The organism is Salmonella sp. NW38, assembly GCF_051807745.1.
Classification (GTDB): domain Bacteria; phylum Pseudomonadota; class Gammaproteobacteria; order Enterobacterales; family Enterobacteriaceae; genus Salmonella; species Salmonella enterica.
Genome location: NZ_JAMMTO010000003.1, coordinates 207580 through 221760, shown reverse-complemented (window position 1 = coordinate 221760; position 14181 = coordinate 207580). Strand labels below are relative to the sequence as shown.

Sequence of the window (14181 nt, the reverse complement as noted above, 5' to 3'; positions counted from 1 at the left end):
CCGTAAGACCGCATCTTTTTGTGACGACGACTACACTATTTCAATCAGGATAGTGACGCGGACAGGAAGAAAATGACTCAACACACGCGAAATTTTTCATTCAAAGTGCTCACAATTAATACGCACAAAGGTTTTACCGCCTTTAATAAACGCTTCATCCTGCCGGAGCTGCGCGACGCCGTCAGAACGGTCGGCGCCGATATCGTCTGTCTGCAAGAAGTGATGGGCGCGCATGAAGTACATCCGCTGCATATCGAAAACTGGCCGGACACTACCCACTATGAATTTTTGGCCGACACCATGTGGAGCGATTTCGCCTATGGCCGCAATGCGGTCTATCCGGAAGGCCACCACGGTAACGCGGTTCTTTCTCGCTATCCCATTGAACATTATGAAAATCGCGACGTCTCGGTCGGCGGTAGCGAAAAACGCGGCGTGCTCTATTGCCGCATTACGCCGCCCATGCTCAACCGCCCTATCCACGTCATGTGCGTACATCTCGGCCTGCGGGAGAGCCACCGCCAGGCACAGCTAACCATGCTGGCGGGATGGGTGAATGCCTTGCCGGAATCAGAACCGGTGCTGGTGGCCGGAGACTTTAATGACTGGCGGCAAAAGGCCGGCCCGCCGTTAAACGCGGCCGGGTTGGAGGAGATATTCACCCGTGCCCATGGCCGACCGGCGCGCACATTCCCGGTGAGTATGCCGCTGCTGCGACTCGATCGTATTTACGTCAAGAATGCGAACGCCAGTTCTCCTACGGCGCTACCGCTGCGGAACTGGCGACATTTATCAGACCATGCCCCCCTTAGCGCGGAGATCCATCTATGAAATGCGGCTGGCGTGAAGGTAATCAAATTCAGCTACTGGAAAACGGCGACCAGTTCTATCCTGCCGTGTTTGAGGCTATCGCTCAGGCACAGCAAAAAATCATTCTGGAAACCTTTATCTTGTTTGAAGATGAGGTGGGTAAAAAACTCCATGCCGCTCTGCTAAAAGCCGCACAGCGCGGCGTAAAAGCCGAAGTATTACTCGACGGCTACGGCTCTCCCGATCTCAGCGACGCGTTTGTCGGCGAATTAACCTCGGCGGGCGTGATTTTTCGCTATTACGACCCCCGCCCGCGTCTACTGGGGTTGCGAACCAATATCTTCCGCCGAATGCACCGCAAAATTGTGGTAATTGATGATCGTATTGCCTTTGTCGGCGGCATTAACTACTCCGCCGAGCATATGTCGGATTACGGCCCGCAGGCGAAACAAGACTACGCGGTACGGGTCGAAGGGCCTGTTGTGGCCGATATCCTGCAATTCGAAGTCGAGAATCTGCCGGGGCAAAGCCCCGCGCGCCGCTGGTGGAAGCGCCATCACCAGGCTGAAGAAAACCGTCACCCCGGCGAAGCGCAGGCGCTGTTTGTCTGGCGGGATAACGAAGAGCACCGTGACGATATCGAACGTCATTATCTGAAAATGCTGACCCAGGCAAAGCGTGAAGTGATTATCGCTAACGCCTATTTTTTCCCCGGCTATCGCTTGCTCCACGCAATGCGTAAAGCCGCCCGCCGTGGCGTGAGCGTAAAACTGATTGTCCAGGGGGAACCAGACATGCCGATAGTCAAAGTCGGCGCGCGGTTGCTCTATAACTATCTGGTGAAGGGCGGCGTGCAGGTTTATGAATACCGACGCCGTCCGCTGCATGGCAAAGTGGCGCTGATGGACGATCACTGGGCCACGGTAGGGTCGAGTAATCTCGATCCGCTCAGCCTGTCGCTTAACCTTGAAGCTAACCTGATCATTCACGATCGTACTTTTAACCAGACCCTGCGCGATAATTTACAAGGCATCATCGTGAACGATTGTAAGCAGGTCGATGAGTCTATGCTGCCGAAACGCACCTGGTGGAACCTGACCAAAAGCGTGCTGGCGTTCCACTTTTTACGTCATTTCCCGGCGCTGGTCGGCTGGCTACCTGCGCATACCCCGCATCTGGCGCAGGTTCCCCCGCCTGCCCAGCCAGAAATGGAAACCCAGGATCGCGTTGATCCAGAAAATACAGGAGTGAAGCCCTAATGGCTAAATCGCATCCGCGCTGGCGGCTGGCTAAAAAAGTGCTGACCTGGCTGTTTTTTATTGCGGTCGTCGTTCTGCTGGTGGTTTATGCTAAAAAGGTCGACTGGGGTGATGTCTGGACCGTCATCCGCGACTATAACCGCACGGCGCTTTTAAGCGCTGTAGGACTGGTGATCGTTAGCTATCTTCTGTACGGCTGCTACGACCTGCTTGGACGGCTTTATTGCGGCCATAAACTGGCGAAGCGACAGGTGATGTTGGTATCGTTCGTCTGCTATGCCTTTAACCTGACGCTCAGCACCTGGGTCGGCGGGATCGGGATGCGTTACCGACTATACTCTCGCCTCGGGTTGCCCGGCAGTACTATCACGCGCATTTTCTCGCTCAGCATTACCACTAACTGGCTGGGCTATATTCTGCTGGGCGGCATCATTTTTACCTTCGGCGTTGTCCAGCTTCCCGACCACTGGTATATCGATGAAGGCACGCTACGTATTCTCGGTATCGTTTTATTGTTGATTATCGCGGTCTATCTGTGGTTTTGCGCCTTTGCAAAGCGGCGGCATATGACGATTAAAGGGCAGAAACTGGTGCTGCCATCATGGAAATTCGCGCTGGCGCAGATGGCGATCTCCAGCGCGAACTGGATGGCGATGGGCGCCATCATCTGGCTGCTGATGGGTCAGGATGTGAACTATTTCTTTGTGCTGGGCGTACTGCTGGTGAGCAGTATCGCGGGCGTCATCGTGCATATTCCGGCAGGCATCGGCGTGCTGGAGGCCGTATTCCTCGCGTTGCTGGCGGGCGAACATACGTCGCAAGGCACGATTATCGCCGCCCTGCTCGCGTACCGCGTGCTTTACTATTTTATTCCCCTGTTGCTGGCGCTGGTGTGCTATCTGATCCTGGAGAGCCGGGCGAAGAAGCTGCGGGCGAAAAACGAGCGGGCGATGGCGAAATAAATTTAAGCAGACGCGTTTTCGCTTTCCAGCACAACGCGTTTTATCCGGTAAAAATAAACATATGCTGAGAAAAAAGACGTATTCATCTGTAAGCGGGAAAAAAGCAGCAATGACCAGCTAAACAGCAGCAGGAGCACTTCGTGAAACTCGCCCATGAATACTGATGACAGGGTACAGAACGTTGCCAACGTAACGGAAATAATGGCCAGCAATAGCGCATACCGGTAAATAATGACCCCGCTCATATTCCCATGACAATCCGGTAATGAAATGAAAAATTAGCGCTGGTGGGCATTTCTTATTAAAATCCTCGCCGCCATTTTTAATGGCGCGAGTGACGTCTTTAGCTTCACAAAACGCTAACCAAAATTGTTTGCCACATAATTTAATCATTATACCCATCATCACCAACCTGAATAAAAACCTGCAACGCCTACGGCCTGAAAGATAATAGCATTTCCAGAATCATCAAAATGATATAACGACACAGCGTAACCACAGCATTAATAATGCCAAGGTAAAGCGTCAGCGCGCCAGGTAAAGCGCAACGAGGCAGGGATGAAAACTCGCCGTGGTATAACATGCGGGCATAACCGTGAAGCGTGGATTTTTCTAGCGCTGTAATCAATGTCCACACCAATACCGTCACCACACTGACTATCCAGACCAGAGTGCTACTGGCCACCAGGCTATTGACAACTATCGCAGCGATGATCCCGCTTACCGCCATAAAAATTAACGGCCTGAATAGACCAGAACTGATATTCAGGTAGAAAATAAATAAAGCATTAAGACTAAACATGATTCCAACAATCACGAAAATGGTCGCGCCACCTGAGAAAAGGTAAGCTAATGACACGCCGGTAAGCGTAATGATGGCAATATATATCAACGTTACGGCAACAGTGCCAAAGCGGGAAAGACAGGTAACGGCCCCATACCCCAGGCCAAGCAAAAGTGCTGATATCCACAAAACAACAACAGGTTGAACGTGGGTTATCAAAAAATGAGTATACAACGTTAACCATATAATGCCGGCGGTACACCATAGTCCCAACGCAGTATACCAATAGGTAAGGGATAACATTGTCGCGGGAATAAATACTATTTGCCGTATACGTATTGCAGCCAGAGGGCCCACTTGTCATTTATCACTCTTCACATGATCACGGTGATAAGAATGGCAAGCGCAGGAAAACATTTCTAAGATATTTATGCTGTTTCGCCCTAAATATAGTCCTAAAAAAATCCTGGCGCAGGGCCAGGATTTTAAGAGATCGCTATAATTAGCGGCGATTACCAAAAATACGCAGTAACATCAGGAACAGGTTGATAAAGTCCAGGTACAGCGTTAACGCGCCGAGAATCGAATATTTACGCAGATTAGCGCTATCGCGGGTATCTATTTGCTCGCCGATATTTTTCAGTTTCTGCGTGTCATAGGCGGTCAGACCGACAAACACCACCACCCCGATATAGGTTACCGCCCACATCAGCGCTTCACTCTTCAACCAGAAATTGACCAGCGACGCCAGAACGATACCAATAAGCGCCATAAACAGCATATTGCCGAAACCGCTAAGATCGCGCTTAGTGGTGTACCCGTACAGGCTCATGGCGCCAAACATTCCCCCCGTCACCACAAACGTGCTGGCGATAGAGGAGTAGGTGTAAACGATAAAAATACTGGATAACGTCAATCCGGTTAGCGCCGAATAGAGCATAAACAGCGTCGTCGCCATTCCGGCGCTAAGCTTATGCACCAGTCCCGACAGAACAAACACCAGCGCAAGCTGGGCAATAATTAAGCCAAAGAAGGTGATCTTACTGGAAAAGACAAACATCATGACGGCTGGCGTATTAGCCGCATACCACGCGATAAACGCGGTCAGTAACAGTCCGACCGTCATCCAGCCATACACTTGCGCCATATAGGTCTGCAGGCCGGACCGCGCCTGCACTATTGAATCAGATCGTGGAAATCTGTCCATGATGAACTCCTGTGTGGAAATGATACCCTAAAGCGTATCACATTCTGCTACCAACGTTTCGCCGACTGCTGGTCGCTGTCGCGCGCTTCGACCCAGCGTTCGCCTTCCGGCGTGGCTTCACGCTTCCAGAACGGCGCACGGGTTTTCAGATAATCCATAATGAACTGACCGGCGTCGAACGCGCTACTGCGGTGCGCGCTGGTGACGCCGACAAACACAATCTCATCGCCCGGCCATAATTCGCCAACGCGATGAATCACCGTGACCCGCCCCAGCGGCCAGCGGGAACGCGCCTTCGCGACGATCTCCGCCAGAGCTTTCTCAGTCATGCCGGGATAATGCTCCAGCGTCAGCGCCTTAACGCTATCACCCAGGTTATGATTGCGCACTTTTCCGGTAAAGGTGACGACCGCGCCGTCTTCGTCGCGCGCCGCCAGCCAGGAATATTCTTCCCCGACGCTAAACGGCGCAGGGCCGACTACAATTCGCGTTTCGCGCATGTTAGCCCCCCGTGACTGGCGGGAAAAACGCCACTTCATCGCCCGCCGTCAGCGGGTGGTCAAAACTTACCAGCGTCTGGTTGACCGCCGCCAACAGCTTGCCGTCTTCCAGCGCCAGCGCCCAACGATCGCTCTTTGTCGCCAGATGCTGTCGCAGCGACTCAACGGTGGAAAAATCTGCTGGAAGCTCCAGCGCGTCAGTTCCTGTAAGCTCGCGAACCTGGGCGAAGAAAAGCACCTTAATCATGCGCATCTACCTTAAAATCCCCCGATTTGCCGCCGCTTTTCGCCAGCAGGCGCACCGGACCAATTACCATATCTTTTTGTACCGCTTTGCACATGTCGTAGATGGTTAACGCCGCGACGGACGCCGCGGTTAACGCTTCCATTTCGACGCCGGTTTTACCGGTCAGACGGCACAGAGACTCAATACGCACGCGGTTATGCTCCGGCTCGGCCTGAAGCTGAATCTCCACTTTACTTAGCAGTAGCGGGTGGCACAGCGGGATCAGCTCCCAGGTGCGTTTGGCGGCCTGAATACCGGCAATACGGGCGGTCGCGAAAACATCGCCCTTGTGGTGTTTGCCATCAACAATCATCGCCAGCGTTTCACTACGCATGGTAACGAATGCTTCCGCCCGTGCTTCACGAACGGTTTCCGCTTTCGCGGAAACGTCCACCATGTGCGCTTCGCCTGCGGCGTTTATATGGGTTAATTGCGACATCGTTATTTCTTTAAATGAGGGTGAAAATTACATGGGCGTGTACGGGCATCCAACTGCGGCGCAATGATATTCTCCCATGCGGTTCTGCACGCTTTTGTGGAGCCCGGCATGGCGAAAATCAAGGTGTTATTCGCCACGCCAGCTACCGCGCGCGACTGCAGAGTTGCGGTGCCGATCTCTTCAAACGAGAGCATGCGAAACACTTCGCCAAATCCTTCCACTTCACGATCGAACAGCGGCAACAGCGCTTCCGGCGCCTGATCGCCTTCGGTCAAACCGGTCCCACCAGTTATCAATACGACCTGCACCTCATCACTGGCGATCCAGGCGGAAACCTGGGCGCGAATCGCGTAACGGTTCTCTTTAACGATGGCTTTCGCCACCACTTCATGCCCGGCCTCCTGCGCCGAATCACGCAGATAATGACCGGAGGTGTCGTCTTCTTCGCCGCGTCGGCTGGAAACAGTAAGAATAGCGATGCGGGTCGGGATAAATTCAGCGCTGACCTGACTCATCTGAAATCTCCTTATTAAGGATTAACCGCCAATGTAAGATAAATTTTGCGTAATACCAGTATTGCTCTGGTGAAGGAAATGGGTCTGCTTTTTCTCCCGCAACGCGTCGGAAATACGTTCCTCAAGCGCGTATTGCTGCGCATCATCCTGTAACAGGTCGCGTAAACTTACGCCGCCGTCGCCAAACAGACATAAATGCAGCTTACCGACAGACGAAACACGCAGGCGATTACAGGTGGCGCAGAAATCTTTTTCATACGGCATAATGAGGCCGATCTCACCGGCGTAATCGGGGTGACAAAAAACCTGCGCCGGGCCATCGCTGCGCTGGCGGAGCTGGTGGATCCAACCGCGCTTAATCAGCTCGTCGCGTAATACCTGACCCGAAATATGATGTTTGCGGAAGAGATCGCTCCCCTCGCCCGTCTCCATAAGTTCAATGAAGCGTAGCTGAATGGGGCGAGGCTGAATCCAGGCAAGGAAGGTATCCAACTGATGGTGATTCACGTCGCGCATCAGCACGGTGTTGACTTTCACCTTTTCGAAACCGGCGTCAAAGGCGGCATCGATGCCCGCCATCACCTGGCGGAATTTGTCCTGACCGGTAATCGCATGGAACTGACGCGCATCCAGACTATCCACGCTAACATTGACGCCCGTCAGCCCCGCTTCGCGCCAGTTCGCGGCATCGCGCGCCAGTCGATAACCGTTAGTGGTCACCGCGATCTGGCGAATAGCATCATTTTCACCCACGGCGGCAATGATGTCGGTAAAATCGCGGCGTAATGAAGGCTCGCCGCCGGTAAGACGCACCTTTTCCGTGCCAAGACTGGCAAAAGCGCGCGTAACGCGACGAATTTCATCGACGGTAAGGAAACCGTTGTTAGTGACGCCGCCAGGTTTGTAGCCATCCGGCAGACAGTAGGTGCAACGAAAGTTGCACACATCGGTAATCGACAAACGCAAGTAGTAAAACTTACGCGCGAAAGCATCGGTAAGTTGTGAAGCCATGTACACCTTTCCAAATACGGGAGGCGGAGTCATTTCTTCCTGCGCCCTGGTGGCAAACGTTAAACGTTGTCACGGCCAAAGCACCATATCAAAAATGACCCAGGTGCAGAGGCTAGAGTGTTTACTGTGGTTACGCCGATACTAGCGTGTAAATGACAATTTCGCCATCACGCTTTCGCTATATAAACATATACATAGCGATATGATCGTGCTATTTAGCGACAGAATACGTGAAAATCACACTTTTACATTGATATATATCATTTAGCCGTGGTAACGCCCTCGCTATAAAGGGGTAGTCGGGAATAATTAATTGTCTTTTAGCCGGTCGGCTAATTGCTGAAAACCCGCGACTTGCGCTACTGTAGCGCTGCTTATTTGACTTCAGGAATTTTTATGCGCAATCGTACGCTGGCTGACCTTGATCGTGTCGTTGCCCTCGGCGGAGGGCATGGATTAGGACGCGTCCTCTCCTCGCTTTCTTCATTAGGTTCGCGCCTGACCGGCATTGTGACTACCACAGATAACGGGGGGTCAACTGGCCGTATTCGCCGCTCGGAAGGCGGAATCGCCTGGGGCGATATGCGCAACTGTCTGAATCAGTTAATAACCGAACCCAGCGTCGCATCCGCTATGTTTGAGTATCGTTTTGGCGGTAATGGCGAACTTTCTGGTCATAACCTCGGAAATTTGATGTTAAAGGCGTTAGATCACCTGAGCGTGCGGCCTCTGGAAGCGATTAATTTAATTCGTAATCTGCTTAAAGTGGACGCGCAGCTGATCCCGATGTCGGAGCTACCGGTAGATCTGATGGCGATTGACGATCAGGGGCATGAGATTTATGGCGAGGTGAATATCGATCAGTTAGCGACGCCGCCGCAGGAGATCATGTTAACGCCAAACGTTCCGGCGACGCGGGAAGCGGTACAGGCCATTAATGACGCGGATCTGATTCTGATTGGCCCTGGCAGTTTTTATACCAGCCTGATGCCTTGCCTGCTGCTTGATGAACTGGCGCAGGCGCTGCGGCGCACCCCGGCGCCAATGGTGTATATCGGCAATCTGGGCCGCGAACTGAGTCTGCCCGCCGCCAGTTTAACGCTGGTCGATAAGCTGGCGATGATGGAGCAATATATTGGCAAAAAAGTCATTGACGCAGTGGTGGTTGGACCGCAAGTTGACGTCAGTGCGGTGAACGATCGGGTGGTGATTCAGGAAGTGCTGGAGGCCAGCGATATCCCCTATCGCCACGATCGTCAGTTACTACACAATGCGCTGGAAAAAGCGCTACAGGCGTTGGGTTAAGCCCGTTTACCGACGACGCTGCGCTTATCAGATGCCTGTTTACACCGAAGGGTAAACAGGCTCTCTCCCCCTTCTGATAAACTGCGTTCAGCTATCGCCAGTAGGCGCTCATGAGCGAGCTCACCTCTTTTTTCAGCAATATATTCTCCATGATCCCAGTAAAGTGGGTCTGATTGATCTCTTCCATTATCCGCATCCCAGCCATGCGCTCTGCGTCAGGATCACCCGCTATTCCTAACGCTTCCAGTTCAGCATTGACCCGGCTCTGATACTCATCCGTTTCAATATACTCAGCCCTTTTAGCCATCATTTCACGCCACTCTTCTGGCGCTATACGCTCCAGCACTTTATGCCACGGCCCCCACAGCGCAAACCATTTGTGAAAATCCCTATTTTCAGCAATTTTTATCCTTAATTCCGCCTCGTCAAGGTCAGACTCAGTGATACCCGAAACGTTATAAAATCGCATATCCTGGGTCATTGTTGTCAGCGACAGCGACTCTCGTAACTGATTCTGAAAACCCAGAAATACTTCGATTTCGTCAATAAAAAACAGCCGTTTTACCTTTTCTCTCGCGAGCGATTCTATTTGCTCCAGCCGAAAGATTTCACGCCCCGCCATAATCAGTTCCGCTAAGTGGCTATCAAAGACGCCTCTTTCAGCATCATGAACCAACGTCGCTTCCTGCATTTGGTGGTATGCCAGTGTGACCCGATCTTCACAGCTTATCGTTGCATCCATCGCTATAATAAATGCGGTTTCTCTTAGTGTGCTATCATCAGCCAGGCGCATTAGCCAGGCGGAGACTTGCTCCTTAAAATCCGAATGTCGGGTGTTCTGCGTATCGCCAAGACGATCCAGAAACATGCTGAAGGCTGCCGCGTTTACTTCCGTCTCAAACGCCCGCCATTGGTTGACGTCTTCCTCCTCGAGATTGGTTAGCCACCCCCGGACAGCTTGATGCAGTGGTCGAGTTACCCGAACAATTGAAAAGTCGCCCATGGCAAACAATACCCGGGGTCCCTGATAACCCACAGAGGACATTAGCCGCTGCATATTCTGTATTGTTCGTTCTGAAAAAGGATTACGTTCTACGATTATTCTTGTAGGTTGAGGTCCTTCACCACGAAAATGGGGTAACGACTCCGGGAGACGGACCAGGCGATTGCGAGAGGCCTGCATTATTTGTAATGCCGCCGGGAGGTTTTCCGGTAGATTACTCAATGCGTTACGGGAAACGTCCAGCGTTGTTATCGTGGGAGGTAGTGTTTCAGGCAGAACAGTAATCTGATTTTTACTTACATCCAGGAACTGTAATTCTGGTGGTAACGATGCGGGCAGACTGGTTAAGGCATTTTCGCCGGCCTCCAGATTCTTCAGGCCCGGCGGCAATGTTTCAGGCAGAGCGGTTAACGAATTACTCTGCACATTCAAATGGGTAATCCCTGACGGAAGATGTTCTGGCAGTGTCCTTATGCGGTTATCATAAACGCTCAGGTACCGAAGTTCCTCAGGTAGATTTTCAGGTAAAGAACTAATTTTATTATGGAAAAGATCCAGCGATTGAAGCGCTGAAGGCAAACGTTCCGGTAATTCAGTAATACGGTTAATGCTCAGCTCCATTTTCTGTATGGTATCCGGTAACGTGGCAGGGATACTGGTTAGCCGATTACTGCTGGCATACAGGGTCTTTATATTTCCCTGTAAATTTTCCGGCAAACTTTTCAGTTCATTGTTATCGAGTGTCAGAGTAGTTATCTGCTCAGGAATACAGGCGGGTATAGTGGTAAGTCCTAATATTTTCAGACGGAGTTCCGTCTTATTATTTTTCAGGCAGTCACGCATCCGTTGTACGGCTTCTTCACGATTTGCTGCCTCTTCCGCTGGTGCCTCTTTTACCCACTCAGACCAGATTAACTCATAATTCACAGCAACTTTGGAGCCGGAAGCGCTACTCGCCTGCTCGCTTTCTGTTACACGGGTATAGGTGACTGACTTTCCCCCTCCCTCAACGGTATAGCCCTCTGTATTAAAAATTATAGACAGAATTTCCTGACTATTTTCATTCAAAATACAGTATTGGTCTGTCCCCCCTCTATTACTCTGAATATTATCCGCATACGCCGGGAAGGCTAACTCCCTCAAACATTCAAACTTGCTTTTGATCTCTTCTGGCGAGGCGGTTTCAGGTGGATGACAAAGATAAGCGATGCAGCTTTGTGCTTCAACCTGATGTTCTGAAGAGAAAAAGGCACTTATTTTATTCCATATCTCTTCTTTTAAAGGCACCTCTGTTGATGCCTCATTGCTAATACTTTGATGCCTTGCCGTAGATTGTATATTAGTAATATTAAACATATTTTCCCTACCTGATCTGAACGTAACCTAAAGTAACAGATAAGGATATTCTCAACTTTAAACAAGAGGTCATAGTCATCATTATTTCGGACAAATCATTCAGTATTTGCAGCGCTTGACTTATAAATGCTCGCGCTTCCATCACCTCTTTTTTAAGTAGAATGATGTAATCTGTTGCCATGACACGCTTTCAACGAACTCACATAAGATTAAAATGACGATCATAAGGATAGCTATACCGATAATACGGGGCGTTTTTTTTCATAGCCGAGGAGAGAGGGAAAATTAGCGTTGGGTTCAGCCTCAACGCTAATTTTCTTCAGTTGTGATTAAACTAGCTACCCCATTGATGTTTTGAGTTTTTCGACAATCCCGTTAGTCAAAGCCTGTCACTGTTTTTCATTCCTGACTGACTTAGCCCTTACTATTGCACTGAAATTCTCAAAAGCGAGCCATGGTAACGATGACTCGCTGCCGATCGACACATTGTCAGGACGCCGCGATAAACAACTCGCGTAACTGGTGCAACTGGTCGCGAATTTGCGCGGCTTCTTCAAACTCCAGATTTTGCGCGTGCTGCATCATTTGCCCTTCCAGTTCATGAATTTTCTGCTGCAACGCTTTCGGCGTCATATCCAGTTCGACAATTCCGGCTTTTGCCGTAGAACGGCCCTTGCCTTTCCCCTTCGCTTTGGTTTTCGCAATGTTCTGCCCCAGCGCCAGGATGTCGACCACTTTTTTATTCAGCCCCTGCGGAGTGATACCGTGCTCTTCGTTGTACTTCTGCTGCTTCTCGCGACGTCGCTCGGTTTCGCCAATCGCCTTCGCCATCGACGGCGTGATTTTATCGCCATACAGAATCGCTTTACCATTAACGTTACGCGCCGCGCGTCCTATGGTCTGAATCAGGGAGCGCTCGGAGCGCAGGAAGCCCTCTTTATCGGCGTCCAGAATCGCCACCAGCGAGACTTCCGGCATATCCAGCCCTTCGCGCAGCAGGTTAATCCCCACCAGAACGTCAAACTCGCCCAGACGCAAATCGCGGATGATTTCCATGCGCTCCACGGTATCAATATCTGAGTGCAGGTAACGCACGCGCTCGCCGTGTTCTTCCAGATATTCGGTCAAATCTTCCGCCATCCGTTTGGTAAGCGTAGTGACAAGGACACGCTCATTAATGGCCGCACGCTGACGAATTTCGGACAGCAGATCGTCCACCTGGGTCGCCACCGGACGCACTTCAATAATCGGGTCCAGCAGCCCGGTCGGTCGCACGACCTGATCCACCACCTCATCACCAGATTTTTCCAGCTCATAGTTGCCGGGCGTGGCGGAAACATAGATAGTTTGCGGCGCTAAGGCTTCAAACTCCTCAAACTTCAGCGGACGGTTATCCAGCGCCGAAGGCAGACGGAAGCCATACTCGACCAGCGTCTCTTTGCGCGCCCGGTCGCCGCGATACATGCCGCCTATCTGCGGGATGGTGACATGAGACTCATCCACCACCAGCAGTCCGTCGGCGGGCAGATAATCGAACAAGGTTGGCGGCGGTTCGCCCGGCCCGCGGCCCGACAGAAAGCGGGAATAGTTTTCAATGCCTGAGCAGTAGCCCAGCTCGTTCATCATCTCTAAATCGAACTGCGTGCGCTGGCTTAATCGCTGCTCTTCAAGCAGCTTATTATTTGCCAGCAAGACTTTACGCCTGTCCGCCAGCTCATCTTTTATCTCTTCCATCGCCTGCAGAATACGCTCGCGCGGCGTCACGTAGTGCGTTTTGGGATAGATGGTATAACGTGGCACCGTTGACTCTACCTGCCCGGTTAACGGGTCGAACAGCGACAGGCGTTCCACTTCTTCATCAAACAGCTCAACGCGTAGCGCGATATCGTCAGATTCAGCCGGGAAGATGTCGATCACTTCGCCGCGCACGCGAAAGGTACCACGCTGAAAAGCTTGATCGTTACGGGTGTATTGCAATTCCGCCAGCCGACGCAAAATCGCGCGCTGGTCAATCAGCATTCCCACCGTCAGATGCAGCATCATTTTCAGGTAGAGATCCGGATCGCCCAGACCGTAAATCGCGGACACGGAAGCCACCACCACGACATCGCGTCGCTCAAGCAACGCTTTCGTTGCCGACAACCGCATTTGCTCAATATGTTCGTTTACCGAAGCGTCTTTTTCGATAAACGTATCCGAACTTGGCACATACGCTTCCGGTTGATAGTAGTCATAGTAGGAGACGAAATACTCCACCGCGTTTTCCGGGAAAAACTCTTTCATTTCGCCGTAGAGCTGCGCCGCCAGGGTTTTATTGGGCGCAAGCACCATCGTTGGCCGCTGCAAGTCCGCAATGACGTTGGCGATGGTGAATGTCTTCCCGGAGCCGGTCACGCCCAATAACGTCTGATGCGCCAGCCCGTCCTCCAGCCCCTCTTCCAGACGACGTATAGCGTCCGGCTGATCGCCAGAAGGTTTAAAAGCGGAATTCAGTTTGAACGGTTTACTCATGAGCGGCTACCTGAAGGAGTGAGCGGGCAGGGGTGTAATTTTACTCTCGACGGTGAATATTGCCAATAAAAAATACTGGATGAAAAAACAGTAACACTTCAGTGTATAATGGCTATCGGCAGATACCCCACGCTATTTAGAGGTAAAACATAGACAGTCGCGGGGTAAAATTCCAGCAGTGTGCTGGTTATCCCCAGACCAGAGTCTTTTTTAACATTTGTCAAGTCGGATGA

14 protein-coding genes, 2 pseudogenes and 1 riboswitch are annotated in these 14181 nt (G+C 51.5%); of the genes and pseudogenes, 4 read left to right on the top strand and 12 right to left on the bottom strand.

Annotated elements, in window-relative coordinates:
* Window positions 1-72 precede the first annotated feature (72 nt).
* From NA624_RS07335 to NA624_RS07325, 3 genes are read left to right on the top strand one after another with little or no spacing between them, the layout of a single operon-like run.
* Entirely contained in the window at window positions 73-831 is a 759-nt protein-coding gene (locus tag NA624_RS07335) for an endonuclease/exonuclease/phosphatase family protein (RefSeq protein WP_000192039.1), read from the top strand.
* Window positions 828-2069: a cardiolipin synthase ClsB gene (gene clsB, locus NA624_RS07330; protein WP_000649639.1), complete on the top strand. Its 1242-nt coding sequence runs from the start codon at window positions 828-830 to the stop codon at window positions 2067-2069. The genes NA624_RS07335 and clsB overlap by 4 nt, the downstream gene beginning before the upstream one ends.
* A complete protein-coding gene (locus tag NA624_RS07325) occupies window positions 2069-3031 on the top strand; it encodes a lysylphosphatidylglycerol synthase transmembrane domain-containing protein (protein ID WP_001129824.1) in 963 nt (320 codons plus the stop codon). Before clsB ends, NA624_RS07325 begins: the two co-directional genes overlap by 1 nt.
* A 2-nt stretch (window positions 3032-3033) precedes the next feature.
* On the opposite strand, the pseudogene NA624_RS07320 reads toward NA624_RS07325, so the two are convergent.
* From NA624_RS07320 to moaA, 9 genes and pseudogenes are all read right to left on the bottom strand, one after another.
* Window positions 3034-3282: pseudogene (locus NA624_RS07320) on the bottom strand (hypothetical protein); the annotation flags it as partial.
* Window positions 3209-3442: pseudogene (locus NA624_RS07315) on the bottom strand (hypothetical protein); the annotation flags it as partial. The pseudogenes NA624_RS07320 and NA624_RS07315, both read right to left, overlap by 74 nt.
* Before the next feature lie 22 nt (window positions 3443-3464).
* Window positions 3465-4172: a Bax inhibitor-1 family protein gene (locus NA624_RS07310; protein ID WP_000529074.1), complete on the bottom strand. Its 708-nt coding sequence runs from the start codon at window positions 4170-4172 to the stop codon at window positions 3465-3467.
* Window positions 4173-4317: 145 nt separating this feature from the next.
* Window positions 4318-5022, bottom strand: a complete 705-nt coding sequence (locus tag NA624_RS07305; protein WP_000373611.1) for a Bax inhibitor-1/YccA family protein — start codon at window positions 5020-5022, stop codon at window positions 4318-4320.
* Window positions 5023-5069: 47 nt separating this feature from the next.
* Entirely contained in the window at window positions 5070-5522 is a 453-nt protein-coding gene (moaE, locus tag NA624_RS07300) for a molybdopterin synthase catalytic subunit MoaE (RefSeq protein WP_001209386.1), read from the bottom strand.
* A 1-nt stretch (window position 5523) separates the two neighbouring features.
* Window positions 5524-5769: a molybdopterin synthase sulfur carrier subunit gene (gene moaD, locus NA624_RS07295; protein WP_000598599.1), complete on the bottom strand. Its 246-nt coding sequence runs from the start codon at window positions 5767-5769 to the stop codon at window positions 5524-5526.
* Window positions 5762-6247, bottom strand: coding sequence for a cyclic pyranopterin monophosphate synthase MoaC (gene moaC, locus NA624_RS07290; protein ID WP_000080894.1), 486 nt, complete (start codon window positions 6245-6247; stop codon window positions 5762-5764). Before moaC ends, moaD begins: the two co-directional genes overlap by 8 nt.
* 2 nt (window positions 6248-6249) lie before the next feature.
* On the bottom strand, window positions 6250-6762 hold the full coding sequence (moaB, locus tag NA624_RS07285) for a molybdenum cofactor biosynthesis protein B (RefSeq protein ID WP_000084604.1): 513 nt from the start codon (window positions 6760-6762) through the stop codon (window positions 6250-6252).
* A gap of 21 nt (window positions 6763-6783) precedes the next feature.
* Window positions 6784-7773 carry a GTP 3',8-cyclase MoaA gene (gene moaA / locus NA624_RS07280; RefSeq protein ID WP_000168180.1) on the bottom strand — a complete coding sequence of 330 codons (990 nt, stop codon included), beginning with the start codon at window positions 7771-7773 and terminating at the stop codon, window positions 6784-6786.
* Window positions 7761-7905: riboswitch (molybdenum cofactor riboswitch) on the bottom strand. Its footprint overlaps the gene before it by 13 nt.
* A gap of 264 nt (window positions 7906-8169) precedes the next feature.
* Here moaA and yvcK point away from each other — a divergent pair.
* A complete protein-coding gene (gene yvcK, locus NA624_RS07275) occupies window positions 8170-9078 on the top strand; it encodes a uridine diphosphate-N-acetylglucosamine-binding protein YvcK (protein WP_001246032.1) in 909 nt (302 codons plus the stop codon).
* 91 nt (window positions 9079-9169) lie between these two features.
* Here yvcK and slrP read toward each other — a convergent pair whose 3' ends face one another.
* From slrP to uvrB, 3 genes are all read right to left on the bottom strand, one after another.
* On the bottom strand, window positions 9170-11437 hold the full coding sequence (gene slrP / locus NA624_RS07270; protein ID WP_000482006.1) for an SPI-1 type III secretion system effector E3 ubiquitin transferase SlrP: 2268 nt from the start codon (window positions 11435-11437) through the stop codon (window positions 9170-9172).
* 7 nt (window positions 11438-11444) lie between these two features.
* A complete protein-coding gene (locus NA624_RS07265) occupies window positions 11445-11618 on the bottom strand; it encodes a hypothetical protein (RefSeq protein ID WP_001563585.1) in 174 nt (57 codons plus the stop codon).
* 308 nt (window positions 11619-11926) lie between these two features.
* Window positions 11927-13948, bottom strand: coding sequence for an excinuclease ABC subunit UvrB (gene uvrB, locus NA624_RS07260; protein WP_000042502.1), 2022 nt, complete (start codon window positions 13946-13948; stop codon window positions 11927-11929).
* Window positions 13949-14181: the final 233 nt, after the last annotated feature.

Bases quoted from the DNA above. Each gene is read 5' to 3' on its own strand.
- moaE (WP_001209386.1), bottom strand. From the start codon at position 5,522: ATGCGCGAAACGCGAATTGTAGTCGGCCCTGCGCCGTTTAGCGTCGGG.
- moaD (WP_000598599.1), bottom strand. From the start codon at position 5,769: ATGATTAAGGTGCTTTTCTTCGCCCAGGTTCGCGAGCTTACAGGAACT.
- NA624_RS07265 (WP_001563585.1), bottom strand. From the start codon at position 11,618: ATGGCAACAGATTACATCATTCTACTTAAAAAAGAGGTGATGGAAGCG.
- NA624_RS07305 (WP_000373611.1), bottom strand. From the start codon at position 5,022: ATGGACAGATTTCCACGATCTGATTCAATAGTGCAGGCGCGGTCCGGC.
- yvcK (WP_001246032.1), top strand. From the start codon at position 8,170: ATGCGCAATCGTACGCTGGCTGACCTTGATCGTGTCGTTGCCCTCGGC.
- slrP (WP_000482006.1), bottom strand. From the start codon at position 11,437: ATGTTTAATATTACTAATATACAATCTACGGCAAGGCATCAAAGTATT.
- NA624_RS07325 (WP_001129824.1), top strand. From the start codon at position 2,069: ATGGCTAAATCGCATCCGCGCTGGCGGCTGGCTAAAAAAGTGCTGACC.
- NA624_RS07335 (WP_000192039.1), top strand. From the start codon at position 73: ATGACTCAACACACGCGAAATTTTTCATTCAAAGTGCTCACAATTAAT.
- uvrB (WP_000042502.1), bottom strand. From the start codon at position 13,948: ATGAGTAAACCGTTCAAACTGAATTCCGCTTTTAAACCTTCTGGCGAT.
- moaC (WP_000080894.1), bottom strand. From the start codon at position 6,247: ATGTCGCAATTAACCCATATAAACGCCGCAGGCGAAGCGCACATGGTG.
- clsB (WP_000649639.1), top strand. From the start codon at position 828: ATGAAATGCGGCTGGCGTGAAGGTAATCAAATTCAGCTACTGGAAAAC.
- moaA (WP_000168180.1), bottom strand. From the start codon at position 7,773: ATGGCTTCACAACTTACCGATGCTTTCGCGCGTAAGTTTTACTACTTG.
- moaB (WP_000084604.1), bottom strand. From the start codon at position 6,762: ATGAGTCAGGTCAGCGCTGAATTTATCCCGACCCGCATCGCTATTCTT.